At 45.4% G+C, this 18,666-nt stretch carries 16 protein-coding genes; 10 read left to right on the forward strand and 6 right to left on the reverse strand.

Annotated elements, in window-relative coordinates; translation table 11 throughout:
- Nucleotides 1–45: 45 nt before the first annotated feature.
- The 4 genes from ACLWOR_RS14815 to ACLWOR_RS14830 are packed head-to-tail and all read left to right on the forward strand — an operon-like array spanning nt 46 to nt 6,090.
- Nucleotides 46–2,031 (forward strand): S8 family serine peptidase, encoded by a 1,986-nt coding sequence (locus tag ACLWOR_RS14815; protein ID WP_413941548.1) that lies wholly within the window; start codon nt 46–48, stop codon nt 2,029–2,031.
- Nucleotides 2,028–2,687, forward strand: a complete 660-nt coding sequence (locus tag ACLWOR_RS14820) for a hypothetical protein (protein ID WP_413941549.1) — start codon at nt 2,028–2,030, stop codon at nt 2,685–2,687. The genes ACLWOR_RS14815 and ACLWOR_RS14820 overlap by 4 nt, the downstream gene beginning before the upstream one ends.
- Nucleotides 2,684–3,172: a hypothetical protein gene (locus tag ACLWOR_RS14825; RefSeq protein ID WP_413941551.1), complete on the forward strand. Its 489-nt coding sequence runs from the start codon at nt 2,684–2,686 to the stop codon at nt 3,170–3,172. Before ACLWOR_RS14820 ends, ACLWOR_RS14825 begins: the two co-directional genes overlap by 4 nt.
- 8 nt (nt 3,173–3,180) lie before the next feature.
- Nucleotides 3,181–6,090 carry a leucine-rich repeat domain-containing protein gene (locus tag ACLWOR_RS14830; RefSeq protein WP_413941552.1) on the forward strand — a complete coding sequence of 970 codons (2,910 nt, stop codon included), beginning with the start codon at nt 3,181–3,183 and terminating at the stop codon, nt 6,088–6,090.
- Nucleotides 6,091–6,177: 87 nt separating this feature from the next.
- Here the strand turns inward: ACLWOR_RS14830 and ACLWOR_RS14835 are convergent, their stop codons facing one another.
- Entirely contained in the window at nt 6,178–6,549 is a 372-nt protein-coding gene (locus ACLWOR_RS14835) for a hypothetical protein (protein WP_413941553.1), read from the reverse strand.
- A 260-nt stretch (nt 6,550–6,809) separates the two neighbouring features.
- The gene (locus tag ACLWOR_RS14840) at nt 6,810–7,025 is read right to left on the reverse strand and encodes a helix-turn-helix domain-containing protein (protein ID WP_413941554.1); all 216 of its coding nucleotides are present in this window, start codon (nt 7,023–7,025) and stop codon (nt 6,810–6,812) included.
- A 164-nt stretch (nt 7,026–7,189) separates the two neighbouring features.
- Between ACLWOR_RS14840 and ACLWOR_RS14845 the strand changes: the two genes are divergently transcribed.
- Together ACLWOR_RS14845 and ACLWOR_RS14850 are read left to right on the forward strand one after the other, a co-directional pair.
- Complete coding sequence (locus tag ACLWOR_RS14845; RefSeq protein ID WP_413941555.1) at nt 7,190–7,648, forward strand: hypothetical protein; 459 nt, start codon at nt 7,190–7,192, stop codon at nt 7,646–7,648.
- 193 nt (nt 7,649–7,841) lie between these two features.
- Entirely contained in the window at nt 7,842–8,720 is an 879-nt protein-coding gene (locus ACLWOR_RS14850; protein WP_413941556.1) for a hypothetical protein, read from the forward strand.
- 324 nt (nt 8,721–9,044) lie between these two features.
- On the opposite strand, the gene ACLWOR_RS14855 is transcribed toward ACLWOR_RS14850, so the two are convergent.
- Nucleotides 9,045–10,679 (reverse strand): ABC-F family ATP-binding cassette domain-containing protein, encoded by a 1,635-nt coding sequence (locus tag ACLWOR_RS14855; protein ID WP_413941557.1) that lies wholly within the window; start codon nt 10,677–10,679, stop codon nt 9,045–9,047.
- Between the two features lie 326 nt (nt 10,680–11,005).
- On the opposite strand from ACLWOR_RS14855, the gene ACLWOR_RS14860 reads away from it, so the two are divergent.
- Nucleotides 11,006–12,727, forward strand: coding sequence for a DEAD/DEAH box helicase (locus ACLWOR_RS14860; RefSeq protein ID WP_413941558.1), 1,722 nt, complete (start codon nt 11,006–11,008; stop codon nt 12,725–12,727).
- A gap of 194 nt (nt 12,728–12,921) precedes the next feature.
- On the forward strand, nt 12,922–13,671 hold the full coding sequence (locus ACLWOR_RS14865; RefSeq protein ID WP_413941559.1) for a hypothetical protein: 750 nt from the start codon (nt 12,922–12,924) through the stop codon (nt 13,669–13,671).
- Nucleotides 13,672–13,673: 2 nt separating this feature from the next.
- Here the strand turns inward: ACLWOR_RS14865 and ACLWOR_RS14870 are convergent, their stop codons facing one another.
- Nucleotides 13,674–14,459, reverse strand: coding sequence for a substrate-binding periplasmic protein (locus ACLWOR_RS14870; protein WP_413941560.1), 786 nt, complete (start codon nt 14,457–14,459; stop codon nt 13,674–13,676).
- Nucleotides 14,460–14,577: 118 nt separating this feature from the next.
- On the reverse strand, nt 14,578–14,943 hold the full coding sequence (locus ACLWOR_RS14875) for an STAS domain-containing protein (RefSeq protein WP_413941561.1): 366 nt from the start codon (nt 14,941–14,943) through the stop codon (nt 14,578–14,580).
- A 183-nt stretch (nt 14,944–15,126) separates the two neighbouring features.
- Here ACLWOR_RS14875 and ACLWOR_RS14880 point away from each other — a divergent pair, with 183 nt between their 5' ends.
- Complete coding sequence (locus ACLWOR_RS14880) at nt 15,127–16,485, forward strand: TolC family protein (RefSeq protein ID WP_413941562.1); 1,359 nt, start codon at nt 15,127–15,129, stop codon at nt 16,483–16,485.
- Nucleotides 16,486–16,577: 92 nt separating this feature from the next.
- On the opposite strand, the gene ACLWOR_RS14885 is transcribed toward ACLWOR_RS14880, so the two are convergent.
- Nucleotides 16,578–17,411, reverse strand: a complete 834-nt coding sequence (locus ACLWOR_RS14885; protein ID WP_413941563.1) for a flagellin — start codon at nt 17,409–17,411, stop codon at nt 16,578–16,580.
- Between the two features lie 386 nt (nt 17,412–17,797).
- Between ACLWOR_RS14885 and ACLWOR_RS14890 the strand changes: the two genes are divergently transcribed.
- Entirely contained in the window at nt 17,798–18,658 is an 861-nt protein-coding gene (locus ACLWOR_RS14890; RefSeq protein ID WP_413941564.1) for a hypothetical protein, read from the forward strand.
- Nucleotides 18,659–18,666: the final 8 nt, after the last annotated feature.

Raw genomic sequence — 18,666 nt, forward strand, 5'->3', positions numbered from 1 at the left:
ACTTGGGAGCGAGGTTGCCTCGCTCCCTCCCTTGTGAGGTGGACTGTGAAAAAAACATTTTTTGCCCTGGCTATTTTTGCGCTCTTAGGATGTAACGAAAAAGGTGCTGGAACTGGACATGCCGACGGTGCTCCGGTGACACCTCAACGTATGAACTGTCAGATTCAAGGCGATGCCTTCAGCTGTGTTCGCATGGCGTGCGAGAATGCCGGTGCTCATTTCAACGAGGACGATTTATCCTGCACTTGCCCGAACAAACAACTCTTCACAGCCCAAGCCGGCGGTTCCTGTCTCAAGGGCGAACTACAAGAAAATAACACCGTCATCTTTAAAGATCCTTCCAAAGGTGTCCACTTCTACCTAACGGATAAAACCAAAGGGAACCGTCTCGCTGATTCAGAAATCGCGGAAGTGCTACGCGGTTTTTCAGCCCCCATTTTTCCAGGTATGTCGAATATGATGGTGTTCCGGGATGGACAAGACTTTTTAAGAATTCAAAAAGCACTTGATTCGACATTTATCGAAACACTTTCTTTCGGGATGCCAAACACTTATTTAGCAGGTGTGAATGTAAACGGTGGTGTTTACAATGCGGTTATCGATCGCAATCAAATGTTTCAAATCCTTCCTTCTCATCGACGTATAGACCTGTCAACCCCCGAGCTATCGCAAATTTTGGAGCAAGCTTTGGGGCTTATTAAAAATTCAATTGTTGTTGAGTCCATCTACTCATTCTCTAACCTGGGATGTGCTGAAATCTGTGTGTTGAAGTCTGTCCTGATCAATGACTCTGAATACAGAGTGACTCGCACTCGAATTTATTCCGGCGGGAACCCAATTAACGATCAAATTAATATCTATAATAAAACAAATTTCTTTACCGAAGTTTCAGTCGTTCTTTTTAGCAACCAACCTTCACACTATATCCTAAGAGAAAATGGTGAATACAATCTTTACGCGAACGACGGCACCCCATTAGCGCAACTAGCAAACCACAGTGAATTGGAACGCGGCCTCAAACAAAGCCGAACTCCGGTGGGCAAGCCCGTGATCATTTTTGAAGACGGTTACAATGCACAAGCTGATTCGGTTGCTGTCCGTGGTCCTTATTCGACATCTTATTACGGTTGGTTTGGTCCACAAGATCACAAACCCTTCTTGTACGGGAAAACCATGAGTGAATGGGGCGAAGATTATACCAGCAGTCCGAGTCATGCGTATGAAGTTTCAAGACTTGCAAGCCTTAACTTTCAGCGGGCTATCATTCCATTTTCTTCAGCTGCACTTATGAACGGTGACTTTGCAACACGACTCTCACTACTTCCCAAAGAGCACTTGGTTGCATCGGTTTCCGTAGCTTTTCCGTATGAAAAATCCGAATGTCTGAAAAGCCCTGTTGCTCAAACCATTGCTGCCTCAAAAGAACAAATTCTTTGGACGATTGGAGCAGGAAATTCAGGACGTGAATTACAAACCGGCACGCTGATTTCATGTCCTCAAATCCTCCGCAGTTCAAACACTTTAATTATCGCTTCAACGTCTGGATCGGATCGACTGTCTTATTCATCTACGTACGGTCAGCAAACTGTCGATATTGCAGAGAGTGGATGTACATTTGAATCGGCAATTTGCAGCGACTCACAGGCAGCGACATCTTATGCAGCTCCTCGCGCCGCCCGACTGATTGCAAACATCATGAAAGTTCACCCCAGCTTTAAACCCGAGCAAGTACGCACCGCAGTTCTTTTGACGGCACGTGTTCCTTACCGCAAAGGATGGGCTTCTCTATCTAATGAATTTCTACCCGTTCGCAGCGGCGGTATTTTGGATACCCGCGCCGCCTTGGATCTCTTGCAATATCTAGAAGACAAAGGTGTTGCTAGTTTGAACTCTTTATCGAATGCCGAACTTTTAAATGCGCTCGTGCAAGTCAAAAGTTCGCAGTATGACGATATCGACGCTGAAGATATCGAAGACCTCGTAAAAGACCAAATCACAAGATTTAAAAAAACTTATAAGGATGTTTTATGAAAAAGTTCGCCCCTGTCATGACTTTGACTGTTATAGCTGCTCTTTTCTTGAATAGAGGATCTGAAACAAAAACGGCTTCAAATCAGGTATCTTTGAAAAACGCGGTGACCAAGGCCACCCCTTTGGAGGCAAAAACGCTTTCTTCTACAGTCGGTGAAAAAGTAGTACTCTCAGAGAAATCGAAAATCGAAGTCAGTCGAACACCGCTCCAAACAATTTCACTATTGAGTCAAAAGGTCTTTCTGAGTGACGCCGATAAAAGCGATTTAAAAGCTTCTTTGCTGGATAAAAATACCCAAGAGAGCATCCTCTTTGGTCTCAAACAGCAAACAATGCTGAAGCCTTCAGCCTTTAGGCAGCGTATGCAACTCTTGGATGCCGTTTATGAAGGTCTTAAGTTTTCGGATCCTGAAGTTCAAAGATCGTATTTGAAATTGACGGCGCAAATTTTAAGTCAAGAGATGACACCTGAAATCGCGGGCAACGCTAAAATGCGCGAACAATTTTTCGGCGACCGTGTTGAAATGGCTCTGGCGATGAGCAAGTTACCAGGCTTTACTGCAAAACAACAATGGATTCTAACGCAATCACCTGCTGCGAAAAAATTCTTTCAACGTGCCAGTCAAATATCGGAACTCTATGAGGTGTCTTTATGAAAAAGCTCGTTGCTATTTTATTTGTAGTAATCGCTTTGGCCTGTGTCATCGTCCGAAAACAGACAGTGAGCATTCGAGTCACGGGAGCACCATCAACAGCTCAATCTGCTCTCAATAAGGTGGAGCTTGAAAAAACTTTAACTCTGGTCAAAAAGTCCCGGCAAGGTGCCGAGCAAAGTCTGCTGATCGAAAACTTTTTAAGCATTGATCTCTCAAACGGTGGAGCGCGCAGTCAGCAGGCCCTCTTGATTTTACACACAGCTCTTTTGGCGAAAGATACTTTGATCAAACAAGAAGCTTTGCAACAAACTCATTCGCTTCTTATCGATGTCAGCCACGGGCGCATGCCTATTCATTCTTCGCTGCGAAGAGATTTAAATGATCTCTTTCGAACTTATAAATCCATCGGATCTTTGGAAATTCGCAAAGTCGCAGCTGTGAATCCTCACTCCCCAACTTTAACCTACCTTCAATCTTTAAGATGAGGTGCTTTATGGAACTATCAATAAAAAACATTCTTAGCTTTTCATTCTCACTGTTGCTGATGACTTCGATGATGGCGCATGCCGAGAGTACAATTCCAGTCAACATGGACAATCAAAACTATCGACCGCTGGGCGCCGGATTTGATTCAAGAAAAAGTGTGTTCCGTGGCGATTGTGTCGGTGGCACATCTTCCTCACAGCAACTTGCTTCCGGGAAATTGGACCTCAAACTAGAGATCAGTCAGGAGTCACTTGCTAAGAAACTGGGAATGGATATCGGTGGACGCTATCGCTCTGGGGTGACGACGACCACAGCAGGCGCTGAGTTTTTAAACGAGTCCAAATCTAACGGCTATAGCATCTCATATAGCTATGTCGCAGAAAATCTTTACAGGGACTATCTGGAGAATAAAGCCGATACACCCGTTCAGGCACGTCCCGGTATCGCAGGCTATCTTAATAACCAAAGACGTTTTTTTGAAAACTGCGGGGATGAGTACGTCTATGCACGCGATATGGCGGCACGACTTTTCGTTAACGTCAGTATTTCCTTCGTCTCTAAGTTTGAGCGCAATCTGTTTACGGCGCGCTTTGGCGTCGACTCTCCCATGTACAGCATGCAAAGCTCCCTAGAAAACAGCTCCAAAAGCTTTTCTTCGAACTCCCAAATCCATGTGATGGTTCTACAAGTCGGCGGTGACCCTGCGAAAATGGGTAAGATACTCTGCCCGCGCAATCACGATCAAAAAATTGATCCTGAATGTGAAAACAACAGCCGTCGAGTTATCGAGTGCAGTTTCGGTGATATTAAGCCCTGCATGGATGTTCTTGCCAACGTGATTGCTTATGCCAACGCCCAAGATGGCGACAACTTCCCTTCGCAAATCAAAAACGGAGCAAATTACTCAGTCGTGAACCTCTATACTCGTCCCTTTACTTACATCGGCGATCAATTTCCCACTCCACCGCAAGCTTCGACCGAAGCCACATTTGAGGCTGAAGTCAAAATGCTCAGTGATATATTCGAAGAAGAATACGGTCATTGGTCTTACGCGAATAAACTTTGGAGCGGAAAGGCACCTCGTCTGTCCCCTCGTCAAAAAAACGAGATGGAACTTCTTCAAAATACCTTTTACAAAAACATGAAGCGGGCCTCAGTTGGTATTCAGAAGTGTTTCGATGAGGGCTACGACAAATGTACGCTCGAGCTTGACTCCGTTCGTACGTATGTGGGTGCTGAGCATCCTGATAAAAAAGGTAAAAAGGATATTGAAGCGTTAACGGAGGCAGAATCCTTTATCCAATACTGCGATTTGAGAACCGCCGATCCTGGCATCAACACCACTATCGAAGCCTTGGAGAAATATCTAACGACAGCTTTACAGATTCCGGCGAGTGAGTTTAAAGGCGATAAATGTTTTAAATATGATGATCAGTTGAACTCCATCAAAGAATTGGATCTTTCGAGCGACATCTATAAAGTCGACGACCTCCGTCCTCTTGCTAAACTTAGCAAACTAGAACGTTTGAACTTAAGCAAGAAAGCCATTGCATCGATCGCGCCATTAGCGGAACTTAAGAATCTAAAAGTGCTCGTTCTGGATGACAATATCATCGAAGACGTCACACCACTGGCTGATCTATTGCAACTGGAAACTCTAAGTTTGCAGAACAATCAGCTCTCTGATGTTTCGGCCTTGAGTCGTTTGCGCAAATTGAAATCTTTGGATGCCCGCGGAAATTCAAAAGACATCAAGTGTCCTCTAGAAAATCAAAACCGTTGTAAGCTTTTAGATTTCAGCAATTCGATCAACTTAAGCTTGAACTCAAATCAGTGTGAGTCGCGAGTGGGCCACCAAGCTATCAGCATTGGCAATGATCAGGTCTTGGTCACGGGTGGATATTCCTCTGATGGCATCACTCTTTACAAATCAAGTACGGAGATTCGTCGCCGTGATGGATGCTCTCCTTTAAATTTCAATATGCTCTATGGACGTGCTGATCACCAGATGACTGTCCTGGCAAATGGAAAAATCTTGATTACTGGTGGGCACACGGATTCGGCCGAAGTCTTGGATCCCGTCGCGAGAAAGTCCGTTCCGGTCAATAACCGCATGCAAAGTGTTCGTTCGCAGCATACAGCCACACTTTTGAATGATGGACGAGTTTTAATCGTCGGTGGCTATACGGATATCTCAAGCTCTGCAGTACGAACAAAAAATATTTCGGCAGCAGTTGATATCTACAATCCGAACACGAACAGCTTTGAGAGTTTTCCATCATTAATGCTTCCGCGCGCCGAGCACACAGCGACAGCCCTGCCTGACGGTAGAGTTCTGATCGTAGGTGGTTTTGCAGGACAACGTATGACGGATATCATTGAGGTTCTTGATCCGCACAGCCGCACGCTCACAAGTTTTGAGGAGCCATTGCAAGTAGGACGCTCATCTCATACGGCCACCCTTTTAGCAGACGGTCGAATCTTGATTGCCGGTGGATACAAATGGGAAAAACGCACGGAAGGTGGTGAATTAAGACTTGCTTTAGCCCCTGTCGGAGCTTTGGAAATAATTGATCCTCTGGAAGAAAGCAGCAATTCCGTCGCAGAAAACTTAAGCGAGGCCCGCGGCGCCATCAATGCATGGCTTACTAAAGATGGTCGTGTAATGCTTATCGGCGGCGAAACACAAGGTACGATCTTTACGGATCTCCAAGTAGGCTTTAAGTCAGCTTCGGCCCATATTGAAATATTCGATCCAAATACCGAAGGCCTCTACAAGGTCGGCTCGTTGAACTACCCACGCTATCGAGCTACGGCAACGCCATTGGGAGATCGTGGTCTCTTAATTATTGGGGGCGTAGGAAGCTCTTCTTCAAATGTGACGTCAGAACTCATTGTTTATAGAACGCGAAACTAATTGCTCAAACAAAAAAGGCCGCTGAATCCAGCGGCCTTTTTTAAATCATTTGTACATGAACAACAAAGATGGCTGACCTTTAGCCTACTATTCAACAGTACAAGTAATCTTAATGCGTGGCTGATTCACAGCAGAAATTAATCCATAATATTCATCCGGAGTCCCCCCGCATCTCGTATCAAGCAAGCCTTCTTTGGTGCTCATATTCACCTTAAAGTCAGAATGAGCATAAGTCTTCTCTGTAGATGTGTAACATCCCCATCCATGCGTCTTTTCCGAAAATGTCACGACTGAGGAGTCACCCGATGCCCAACTCAGAGTCGCCAATCCCACCTGAGGCACATCCTCCGCGACAGTAAAAATCTTCTTTGCATCTCCATTAACGGTACATTTCAACGTTTCTGCCATAGCCGATTGTTGAGAGATAACTAACACCAATGCTACAAAACTTTTTTTCATACATCTTCCTTTGTTAGAGCTACAGGAGACGTATATTGAAATCCCCAATATCTGTACAATTAATTGATTTAATCAAACTATTAGAAATACTAATGGTGAATGACCCCTTTTACGGGCATCCCTTAAAAGAGGATACGTTCTATTTTTTAGATTTCTTACCGCAACTGGATCCGTCTGATTCGGAACTGCAATCTGTCAACAGCGGATCGACCAGATAGAGTAAATGGCACTTCTGTTCTTCTGCTGCTGAAACGAGAAAATTATAGCGATCCTCTCGTCAGCTTTAATTTTTTTGAAATGTTATCAGCAAGGTCGACAGATAACAGTGCTTTGCCAGAAATGATTTTAGAAAGCTGACCGTTATCAATCGACAGGGTCTTAGCGAAGGCTCTTAAAGAATAGCGCGAATTACGCTCTTTCCTACGTTGGAGTTCTTCTTTTAGATATGTTCTGTAGAATGCACTATCATCAGCCACGAGAGCTTCCTAAATCTATTGTTCCCAAAAATCAATGTTATCCGAAAACAGAGTGCTGAATGGCGGTTCAGCAGTTTCATTATTTCAAAACTGGATTGGCCTTGAAAGATTTTAAGACGTCTCTATATTCCGCAAGAAACAACTTGGCCAAATAGGAGGCCCTCATGACAGTAAGAAGAATTGTTACCGGTTTGCTTCTAAGTTTTGTATCAGCCGTTTCTTATGCAAAAGAACTGCAGCCCCGCGAATCTGTATGCCTTGAATCCGCAGTGAATCAGGTTATTGAAGCGACCCAAGATGATCTTCACCTAGTAAGAGATCCAAAAACGTCGCTGGTTGTGAAGATAATCAACCTAAACACTCAAGAATCGTACAATTTAGCTTTCATTTCGGTGAACAAAAACATCGAATTCATCTCATTCGAAAACCAAACCCACCTCTTCAACATTTGGGCGCAACCAACAGAAAGCTGCAAAGTTATTGAAACACAAATAGTGCCATCGATGGACGACTACACCTCAAAGCTCACCCCGCCCGAAGAACCACCAAGAACTTGGGACTGCTCAATCCTAGGAGACGGCTGCACCACCGACCCCTACCCCAGCGCTGGCTTCCCGTCATAAAGCTAATGAATTTTTGATCGCCGCTTGTATTAAAATCATTTGGTTTTAGATTATCAAACTTCATAAAATTTTTTGGTACTCATATTGAAATCATAAACTATCGATATCTTTAGCACGTGTAAGAAGCAATATCGTAGCCGAAACTGTCTATAGTTTTGGCAGGCGTAAAGCCCTTTTTCGGAGGAAAGTTATTATGTGGCTTTTAGTTTTTATATTGTTAGGACTGAATCCTACCGGGGCGCAAGCAGCTTCAGAGCGAGGTCTAAGGACATCTTTTGTGTTTAAGCCCATGAAAAGTGGCGAAATTGCGCAGAATTGTTCTAAAATTAAGGAATATGAGTTTGCACAAGATAGTCAGTATAAGATTGATAATCAGGGAAAGACAAATCAGTACGTAAAAGACGCGATTCACTTCATTCAACAAAAACAGAGCCTAAAGTCGGTAAACCTGAAAAACGTAAGAATTCAATTTCGAGCGAGTTGCAACACAAAATATGACTCCAAGAAAACCTTAGATTTTTCTGCGTCCTGTGAGAGGGACCCTGGGGACCAGGCGCCCTGCATCCAATACACCTATCAAATTCCTGATAAGAACCAGGCCCAGCTACAAAAGAATGTAATTTATCACGAGATTGGTCATCTTGTACTATATCATCTTACCGGTTCACTGAGGCTTCAGCCGAATACGGGTGTGCACGAAGCTTTTGCTGACTTTTTCGCATACTCTATTTCAAAAGATCCGTTTATAGGACTCTATTTTAATGAGAAAAACCATCGACCAGAGTACATTCGAAAAATGTTAACAACTAATATTTCGAATAACATCAAGGGAGGTCAAGACTGGGGATTCTCGCAGCTAAGTAGAGATAAATATGCAGCAGGTGAAAAGCTTCGCGATGCACTTATCTTCGTATCCGAAAGGCATGGCTTTGATGAAGCTGTATCAGCTCTAGTGAATATCTTACGTCGCACCGGTGAACTTCAGAGAAGCCTTCCCCTAGAAGATGAGTACCAGGCTCATATCGATAGCCTTGAGAAAGCCTGTACTGAACACTTCGCCAAGTATTTTTAGTCCAGCTCAATGTTTAGAAATTACTTTGGAGTTGCCGATAATCGGGGCTCACGCCCACTACCTTGTGCGCACAATGCGCTTCTTACAACCACACCCTCTGACGTGTTACCAAAAAACTGTATGTAGCTATTAAGATTTCCAACCGAAGACGTTTGGTGATGGATTGTAGTGGCAAGCAGTGGGTGGATTGGGCCTTTGTCGGCGCCACGATGGCGCGCATTTGCCTCCGTCAGGAGGCAACGACAACTGAGCCTGGAAGGCGTGCCCAAGGAACCCGGTGCTGGCCACTACAAGCCAGCACCAAACCCGCGCGCACCATGGGAGCTACTTACGAGCAGCGTCCGCAGCTTTTTTGTGTTGGTAATAGTCGTAATCGCCTTCGTAGATTTTGAGTTCGTTTTTATCGACCTCAAATACACGAGTCGTTACTTCACGCAAGAAGTGACGATCATGCGATACGATCATGACTGTGCCTGGGAAATTTTTAATAGCATCGAGCAAAACTTCACGTGATTTGATATCCAAGTGATTCGTCGGCTCATCCAGAATCAAAAGATTCACTGGTTGCGCCAGGATACATGCAAGGACTACACGTGACTTCTCACCACCCGACAAGATCGAGATTTTCTTTTCAGCTTCTTCACCAGAGAATTTAAATGCACCCAATAAGCTTCTTACGAAGCCTAAGCCCGCATTCGGAATGCGAGAATGAACTTCATCCAAGATAGTCGCTTTTGGATCCAAAACGTCTAAAGAGTTTTGAGAGAAGTAACCCATTGTGATCGAAGCCCCGATCGTTGCTGTTCCACTTGTCGCGTCCGTATGGCCCGCAATAATTTTAAGCAACGTTGATTTACCAGCTCCGTTCACACCGACGACCGCAATACGGTCTAAGCGCTTCACCAAACCATTAGCATTTGAGAAAACGTTTTTCTCTTTGCCATCATCTGTTTTCCAGATTTTGCCAAGGCCTTCGAATTTCACAACCTCGTCACCACCACGAGCCGGAACTGGCCATTCAAACTTGATAGCCGCTTCTTCAGGTGGGATTTCGATACGATCAATTTTCTCTAATTTTTTTACACGAGACTGAACTTGCGCCGCATGCGAAGCACGGGCTGCGAAGCGAGCGATGAACTCTTCTTCTTTCGCTAGCATTTCTTCTTGGCGTTTGGCTTGAGCGATCAATTGCTCAAGGCGAATATCACGTTCTTTTTCGTAGAAGTCGTAGTTACCGCCATAGACAGTGACTGTTTTATTCGCAATCTCAACGATTTTAGAAACAATGCGATTCATGAAGTCGCGATCATGGGAGGTCATCAGGATGGCGCCCTTAAAGTTCACCAGCCATTCTTCCAACCACACGATAGATTCAACGTCCAAGTGATTCGTCGGCTCGTCCATCAGCAAAACTTCGGGATTCAAAGCCAGGATTTTTGCCAAGGCGATACGCATTTTCCAACCACCCGAGAAGCTCTCAGTCGGGCGATGATAGTCGTCAGGTCCAATTCCAAGACCTGTCAAAATTTCAGCAGCACGCGATTCAAGATCGTAACCGCCCAAGCGTTCAAACTCTGCTTGGAGCTCTCCGTACTGTTCCAAAACTGTGGTCATCGTATCGGCATCCAAATCTGGATCTGCAAGTTTAGCTTCGCACTCCGCCATTTTTTCTTGCATCTCAGTGATGTTACCAACAGCTGATTTCACTTCGTCGATTGCAGAACGGCCCTTCATTTCCTCGATATTTTGAGAGAAATAGCCAACCACTGTGCGATCTGATTTAGAAATCGTCCCGCCGTCGATGCCCTCTTCGCCCGTGATGATGCGGAAGATCGTCGTTTTACCGGCGCCATTGGGACCGACCAAGCCGATTTTTTCGCCTGCGTTGATTTGAAAAGATCCATTTTTATACAGGATCTTGTTTCCGTGCTGTTTCGAGATATTCGATAAGTGAATCATAGACCCCTGTATAGCCTGAAAGCCGCGAAGAATCGCTAAAAATTTCAAAAATTTATTGCTCGAACTTTGAGCAACCTCTCGAGTATACAGGATAAATTCGGGATTCTCAGCCCGGTCCCGACCTTCGAAATTTAATATGAAGAGCCCTCAGTGTGACGTTTTTTTGCATCTGCAAATAGTACAATAGTCGAAAATATACAAAATATTACAAGCTTTTAAGTCCTATATCGTCTATCTTGCGATTTCAATTTTCTGAAAGGTTCCCCATGTCATCCCCTATAGTTCCGTTAGACTCCTTTGATTCCTTTGGTATTAGTCCTCTAGTTATGGACTCGATGAAGGACATGGGGTTCACTGCACCGACTCCAATTCAGCAGCAGGCATTGCCTATTCTGCTTGAAGGAGCGAATGATTTTATCGGTCTTGCATCGACCGGTACTGGCAAAACTGCCGCTTTCGGTATTCCTCTTGTTGAGAATATCGATTCAACTATCAAAGACACGCAAGCTCTCGTATTGAGCCCAACACGTGAATTGGCTCTGCAAGTTGCTGAGCAATTGACTTTGCTTGGTAAGAAAAAAGGCATCCGCGTTGTCACGATCTACGGAGGCGCAAGCTACCGTACTCAACAAGAAGGTATCCGCCGTGGCGCCCACATCGTCGTAGCTACTCCGGGCCGCTTGGTTGATTTCCTAGATCAAAAATACATCAAGCTTCAAAACGTTAAAACCGTTGTTCTAGATGAAGCTGACGAAATGCTTTCTATGGGCTTCAAAGATGATCTTGAGATGATCTTGAAAGCGACTCACGCTGATGGTTCAGACTCTCAACGTGCGGCCTGCCGTACTTGGTTGTTCTCTGCAACGATGTCGACAGAAGTCCGTCGTTTGGCGACAACTTACCTTGAAGAGCCACAAACTGTTCAAGCTAACAAAGTAAATGAAACAGCAAAAACTGTTGAGCAATTCTACTACACAGTTATGAATCGCAATAAGACAGAAGCTCTTTGCCGTATCCTACAAACATTGCCTGAATTCTACGGTATCATTTTCTGCCAAACGAAAATGGAAGTGGCTGAGCTTTCTGACGTGTTAACAGCGCGTGGCTTCCCGTCTGATTCATTGCATGGTGATAAAAACCAACAAGAACGTGAAGCGACTTTGAAGAAATTCAAAACTCGCCAAGTAAAAGTTGTTGTCGCAACCGACGTTGCCGCTCGTGGTTTGGATATCAAAGATTTGACTCACGTTGTGAATCACTCTTTGCCTTGGGATTCTGAGTCTTACGTTCACCGTATCGGCCGTACTGGTCGTAATGGCCAAAAAGGAACGGCTTTGACTTTGGTTGATCCGGATCAATTGCACCTTCTTCGCCGTGTCGCTCAAAATACCAAAGCGACTCTGACTAAAGGTAAAATCCCTTCAGCTGACGAAGTTGCAGGTCTTAAAACAAAAGAAGTTCTAGAGAAGATCACTTCAACAGAAGGTGATGCTTTCCAAACTCAATTGGCTCGTGATTTCATCACAGACCTTTCTCAAAGCGGCGAAATCGATTTGTCTGGCTTGAGCAAAGAAGACATTTTGGCAAAACTTGTTGTTGCGTTCTTCCCGAACGTATTTGTGAAAAAAGATATGCCTTTGGACTATATGGGCGATCGTATTCCTCGCGAAATGTTGCCTCGTGATCCGAAAGAAAACCGCTTCACGCGCAATCGTGAAGACGGTGGTGCTCCTCGTGAAGGTGGCCGCGGTGGATTCCGTGGTGGCCGTGGCGGTGGACGCTTTGGTGGTGGTCCACGTCGTGAACGCTCTTTTGGTGGTGATCGTCCAGAACGTTCTTTCAACTCTGAGAGATCTTTTAATTCGGATCGTTCATTCAATCGTGACGATCGCGGTGAACGCAGTTTCGAACGTAGCTCTGACCGCGGCGAGCGCTCAGAACGCCCAAGCAGCGGTGATCGTGGCGGCTTCCGTGCCCGCAAAGATCACCCTGGTATCAAACGTCATCGTTCTGGCGGTGGCGCAAAAGCTGCGAAAAAGCATCCTTAGTTCCGCTAAGTTAAGAGCGTCTCAAAAAGAGACGCTCTTTTTTTGTCACCTCACTGTCACTGCACTTCACACCCAAATCGGGTGAGCCCCCGCTCAGTTTCATCTCATTCTTAGGCACCCCCCTTGCATTGCAGTCATCATGTACATGTGAGGTTTTACGAATGCGATTGTTGGCTCTTATACTTAGCACTATTATGATTTCTCTGACGACCGGGACAACCCTGGCAGCAGAAGGTCAAGCTGTGTGTGTAGGCTGCCTAGCGCTTCCTAAAGATACTCTTGTGACAAATGTTCAAACCACTCGCAATGCCGTTGCAAACTCTCTGGCCCCGCAAATTCTGTATGAACGAATGGAATATTTAGGAATTGATCGCGCCTGCCGTAATTTCTCCGGTCCAACTGAATACGGACCCATCGGCAAGTATATGATGAAAAGCATGACGCCCGAAAAGTATCCATCCATGTTTGAAGGAACACCTGACATTAAAGAAAACTGTCCTGCTTGGGATAGCTTCACCGACGAAGACAAGAAAAGTTTCTATGTCTACGTGTTCGCCCATTTTTCATTCGCAGAAAGCAGCTGCAGACCCAATGCTATTGCTCCGGGACTTCGCAAGGGCGACTATGCAGCGGGACTTTATGGTTTGCATAAAAATCGTGAAGACTACTACACGCGCCCAAAACGTTATTTAAATAAATGTCTTAAAGGTGACTCATCGAATGGGTTGAATTCGACTCGCTGTACTCTGGCCCTCGTCGAGGGACAAATGTCTGGGCGAGATGCGCTTTTCACCCCATCCGCGCACTTTGAGCCCCTGACAGGAACTTCCCCTCGTCACCTCAAAATGCAAATTTTGCGCTCGAATGGAGCGACGAGATACGCCGAAGTACCATTGAAAACGTTTATCAAAACGTCGATTCAAAAATATCCTCTTTGCAAATAATTTTAGCGGGCGATGCCGTACTGAACTTTTAGTTCTGCGTACTGACGAGACTCTTCGAATTGCTTCAGGAGAGCATTGATTTCTTTCACCGTGGGGCGAATATTTTTTCTGACGATAATCGTAAAGAGATAGTACTGATCCACTTTTTTTGAAACGAGAAGCTTATCTTTTTCATCGGGATGGCTTACGAGATATTGGTGTAAGAAGGAATCCGAAACCACCGCGACGTCTCCACGCCCATCCAGGACCATTTTAATGCTGCCAGCATTGCTCGTGGAAAGCTGCATTTTAAATTCTTTGCGCAAATAACCGGGATCGGCATTGAAATTTGCAAAGGCATAGTGATAACCCAAAATTCCAATCATCGTTTTATCTTTAAATGACTGAAAGTAGCTCTCCCCGCGGCCCGGCTTTGCGCGAGCGATATAGACTTCCTTACCTTTCATGTAGACCTTGGAAACATCGACGGCAGACTTATCCCAGCCCCAATTCAGGTCGTCAAAAAAACTCAAATCATATAGACCATTGGCAAAATCTGAATGTCTTCGCATGGCCGACGTCAGAACGGGTTGAAACTTATAATCCTTTTGCGCAGAGTTCATAAAATCGATGAGCTCAGCGACGATTCCGGTGATCCGACCATCTTTTTCAACGACGATATACGGCGGAAACTCGACGGTGCCGACTTTCACAACTTTCGGACCGACTTTGGCAAATGAAAAATCACAGGCGAACATGCCTGCGATCAGGATGATTGCATTTACCACGTATTTTCGAAAATCCGTCATTATTCTATTTCAGCACAGGTCCCGACCGCCGCCTAAGCCTGGATCAAGAAACCAGACAAACGAAGAGCGAAAGAGGACTTCACGAACAGTTTTTTAAGATTTAACTTGGAATTTTTCGTTAAGCCGCCCGCCCAAATGATAACAGCGCCGTCTTCAGATCGTCGGCCACTTCTAGACCTCGAATCACTCCCATGCGCACCAACCTTTCGCGCAGTGTTTCGCTTAACGAGGCTAAACGCAGATCCGCCGGTTTGGCGCGAATTTCTCTCTGCATTTGCGCCAATAACGGGATGGCATCGGAGGCGATACTCTCAACCGATTGGAAATAGAGAACGACGCAGCGAACCTCTTTCTTTGAAAGAATTTCCTGACGGCAGGCCTCTAAAGCTGGGAGTACGAAGGAGTTGATTTCCCCTTGCATGGTCACCACCAGCATATTGTTCTTATGGCTTAAAACGTAATTAAACGACTTCTGGTCTTCCAACGTCCTACTCCTCGAAATCGTGCTGAATTTCAATACTCCATTGAGTCTATTCATTGTTGCTTACGAATTAAAGTTTTCTCATCTGCATGCGCCATCATGAGACCCCTTAGGAGTCCTAAAATGAGTTCAGTTTGACTTTAATTTGAGGCAGGAATACTTTTTTGTCTCGTTCTGGAGGACTCCATGTTTCAACGTGCATTACGCTTATTTGTCGCTTTGACTTTTGTATCGACTGCTTCTTTCGCAGCACCAAAATCATCGGCGAAACCTCAACCAGTTGAATCCAACACTGTTGTGATCAACGCCAACTCTCTTAAAAAATTGATGCTTGAGCGCAACATTGATTTGTTGGTGCAACTCAATCAAGTTCAACAAGCCAAAGCCCGCGTTGGTGTGGCCCGTGGCAACATCCTTCCATCAGTAAACCTTGGCACTGCGGTCGCAAGTGGCGTGAGCTTTGGTCTAGCAACGGTCACGGTGCTTTTACCATTCTTATTGCCAAGCAGCTGGTTTGACCTGCGCGAAAGTCAGTACCTTTTGAACGCTCAAGGCTCTGCTTACTATATCGCTCAGTTGAACACGTATGCTTCTGCCTACACGCTTTACCTGACTGTGATCAGCGATATGGATTTGCGTGCGGCTCTTTACCAACAGTACTTGAATTCAAAAGCTTTGGAAGATGCACTTAAAATTGCTCTAGATAACGGCATTATCAATCCAGAAGACTTCTTGAAAGCCCAAGCACAAACAAACATCGCGCTTGTTCAGGTTTCTCAAGTGGATGAATTGTTGAACCGTGAGAAAGCCGCTATCCGTGAGATGCTAGCTCTTCCGCTGACGAAAGAAATCGTGTTTGAAAAAGCTCATGCGCCGGTTTCTCCATATGAAAATCACGCACCAATGGCGTTACTGCCACAGGTTTTGAAGATCTCTCCAGAGTATGCACAAATGACTTCCTTGATCGCTGCAGCTAACGCTGCGAAATGGAGCCAAGCATTTAGCTTCTTGACTGGCAGTTCTTTGACATCAACGAAATCTGACGGGTCTTTCAGCGATGTTCGCCACACAGGGACTGCGAACCTTGGTTTCGGTTACTTCCCGTCTTTGCAACTTTCAAACTTGAATGAGGCTTCATTGAAGCTGCAAAAGAAAGCTTTGGAATTTGACCATGCGCAAACACTTGAGGTGACATTGGTGTCGTTGAACGAAGCTGGCAAACAATTGACGGCAGCAACGAAAGCCGTTGAAAACTTGCAAGCCGTTTACCAAGCGCAAATGGAACGTTTCCGCATGGGCATGGTTTCGATCGTCGACGTTTTGCAAACAACGAACAGTCTGACTCAAGCGATTGCTTCTAAAGTTCAAGCACAAAGCAGCCTTGATGCTCAACGTATCACTCTTCACCGTATCATGTTGTCAGATCAGTTTGCAGCTGTGACAGCTTGTAAGATCTCTCAGAAGAAAAAAGGCAATATCATCGAACGTGGACGCGATGCTGTTAACGGCGTAAACGTCACACTCGACAAAGCTTGCCGTCGTTAATAAATTTCAAAATTTGAAAAAACAAAAGGCCTCCACTCGGAGGCCTTTTTTATTTTGATGCGTCGTACCTCAAAAAGGTACGGCGTACCTCTCTAGCCGATTAGTTTGAGGGCTAGCTGATTTGCTTGGTTGGCTTGTGACAAGACGGAGGTGCCGGCTTGCAACAGGATGTTGTTGCGGGTCATCTCACTTGATGCTGTTGCAACATCCGTATCACGAATACGGCTGTTGGCTGCAGACAAGTTTTCTTGTGTCACTCCCAAGTTATCAACTGTTGATGTCAGGCGATTTTGCAAGGCCCCTAGATAAGCACGCGTTCCGTTCACGCTTGTTTGTGCTGAATCTAGTTTTGCCAAAGCATCTCGCGATCCTTCTTTAGTTGAAAAATCCAAACCATCTAAACCCAGGGCATCTGTCGTGGCCGAGCTTGCACCCGCATCGAAAGAAATACGGTCTGCGTCTGGTGAGTTGCCGATGCCGACCTGGAAGTCGAATACACCTGCTGAACCATCGAGCAGTTTCGTTGTTCCCCAAGTGGTTGACTTGGCGATACGTTGCATTTCGGCTTTAAGCTGCTGAACCTCGCGATTCAAAAAGCCTCGTTCTGTTTCTCCGACCGTATCAGACGCGGATTGGATTCCCAATTCACGTAAACGGACGATGATGTTGCCGACTTCATTCAAGCCGCCTTCTGCTGTTTGGATCATAGAGATCCCATCATTGGCATTTCGTTGTGCTTGAGCAGCTGAGCGGATTTGTGCTTTTAAACGTTCTGAAATTGCCAGACCTGCGGCATCGTCAGCAGCCTTGTTAATACGGCTGCCCGACGCAAGCTTTGCCATGGAGTCGTTAATGAGTCTTTGAGAACCCACTAAGTTCCTCTGTGCATTGAGCGCAGCAATGTTCGTCGTCACTCTCATTCCCATATTCGTCCCCGTTAGAATTTCATCATCATGGCAAAGCCTCCGTGTAAGTGGGCTCTTCACATCCGAGTGAAAAGCTTTTTTAGTGAAGTGCTTTTCGGGAATTACTTAGGGGAGTTCACGAGACTATGGGATGAATTTTTATACGTGAGTAGGAAACCGAATGCTGCTCAGATCGCGTATTTTTGTTTGCTCATCGGAGGACTAGGAACTGTTTAGTAGTTCGACAGGGGGCGGGCCTTGAGTGTCACTCCCCCCTAATCCCCCTGCCCAACTAAGTCTTGTTCGATTTGAGGTATGAAATTTTGGCAATGGCGTTGCAGATATGAGTAGGACGGACTGGGCCTACCCAGCGGAAAATGCATTTCCGTTTAGGCCTAGAAATGAAGATGATGAAGAAGAGTTTGCTCAAAAATTTCAAAGAAAAGGCACCCGCAGCGATGGCCGCGGTTCTGGTTCTTTGTACGTTCTCATCAGCAATGGCGGCGAATGTAGCGATGAATCGCACATCCAACCGTCCTGTAACTAAACCAAAGAACTGGAGCATTCCATTAAGTGCGGAAACCTCAAGTACTCTGCATAAAGAAGGATCTTATGAGCGTGAAGCTTCATCTTCGTTCTCTCTCGCGCCATCAATTAAATTTACATCTAATTTAAAATTGGCGACCTCTATCTCAGTTTGGAAAGAACACACGGGGCCAGAGGAAGCAGGCTTCGATAACACTCCCGTATCTTTGAATCTCTCGACTCCTCTGACTCCGACTCTGTCTTGGTCAAATACGATTGCGGGAGTTTTACCCACGGATCGTAAACTGCAAAATGAAACATCTTATCAAGGTGCTATCAAAGCCGATACGGCTCTTGCTTTCGACGATCTTTTCTTGGGAAGTTCCCTTCGTTTAGGCGTGGGCATCACTCGCAATTTTCACGAGATGACTCAAGGAAACGAAGGCGCCTTCAATGTGCGCGAAACCATCAGTCAAAAATTGGATTACTCTCTCCCGCTTGGAAAAACTTGGAGCCTCGACACGAGCTTCGCATATTCCACGGGCTGGACATACCTGGGCGATCTTCGCACGAAATTCTATGCCGGTGCAGACCTATCTTGGAATTTCGTAAAGGATTGGACAGCTTCCGTTGGAACTTCCAACGAAGGTAACGCACTTAAACCGAACGGTCGTGACTCGAATATCGAGTTTTTTAACGACACGTCATCGGTTGTGAAGTTTGGATTAACTTATGTTTTATAAAGGTTTCG

This window comes from Bdellovibrio sp. HCB2-146, assembly GCF_047345725.1.
Classification (GTDB): domain Bacteria; phylum Bdellovibrionota; class Bdellovibrionia; order Bdellovibrionales; family Bdellovibrionaceae; genus Bdellovibrio.

Coding starts and splice junctions, on each gene's coding strand:
- ACLWOR_RS14860 (WP_413941558.1), top strand. CDS start 11,006: ATGGACTCGATGAAGGACATGGGGTTCACTGCACCGACTCCAATTCAG.
- ACLWOR_RS14845 (WP_413941555.1), top strand. CDS start 7,190: ATGACAGTAAGAAGAATTGTTACCGGTTTGCTTCTAAGTTTTGTATCA.
- ACLWOR_RS14830 (WP_413941552.1), top strand. CDS start 3,181: ATGGAACTATCAATAAAAAACATTCTTAGCTTTTCATTCTCACTGTTG.
- ACLWOR_RS14850 (WP_413941556.1), top strand. CDS start 7,842: ATGTGGCTTTTAGTTTTTATATTGTTAGGACTGAATCCTACCGGGGCG.
- ACLWOR_RS14870 (WP_413941560.1), bottom strand. CDS start 14,459: ATGACGGATTTTCGAAAATACGTGGTAAATGCAATCATCCTGATCGCA.
- ACLWOR_RS14855 (WP_413941557.1), bottom strand. CDS start 10,679: ATGATTCACTTATCGAATATCTCGAAACAGCACGGAAACAAGATCCTG.
- ACLWOR_RS14890 (WP_413941564.1), top strand. CDS start 17,798: ATGATGAAGAAGAGTTTGCTCAAAAATTTCAAAGAAAAGGCACCCGCA.
- ACLWOR_RS14880 (WP_413941562.1), top strand. CDS start 15,127: ATGTTTCAACGTGCATTACGCTTATTTGTCGCTTTGACTTTTGTATCG.
- ACLWOR_RS14835 (WP_413941553.1), bottom strand. CDS start 6,549: ATGAAAAAAAGTTTTGTAGCATTGGTGTTAGTTATCTCTCAACAATCG.
- ACLWOR_RS14865 (WP_413941559.1), top strand. CDS start 12,922: ATGATTTCTCTGACGACCGGGACAACCCTGGCAGCAGAAGGTCAAGCT.
- ACLWOR_RS14825 (WP_413941551.1), top strand. CDS start 2,684: ATGAAAAAGCTCGTTGCTATTTTATTTGTAGTAATCGCTTTGGCCTGT.
- ACLWOR_RS14885 (WP_413941563.1), bottom strand. CDS start 17,411: ATGGGAATGAGAGTGACGACGAACATTGCTGCGCTCAATGCACAGAGG.
- ACLWOR_RS14820 (WP_413941549.1), top strand. CDS start 2,028: ATGAAAAAGTTCGCCCCTGTCATGACTTTGACTGTTATAGCTGCTCTT.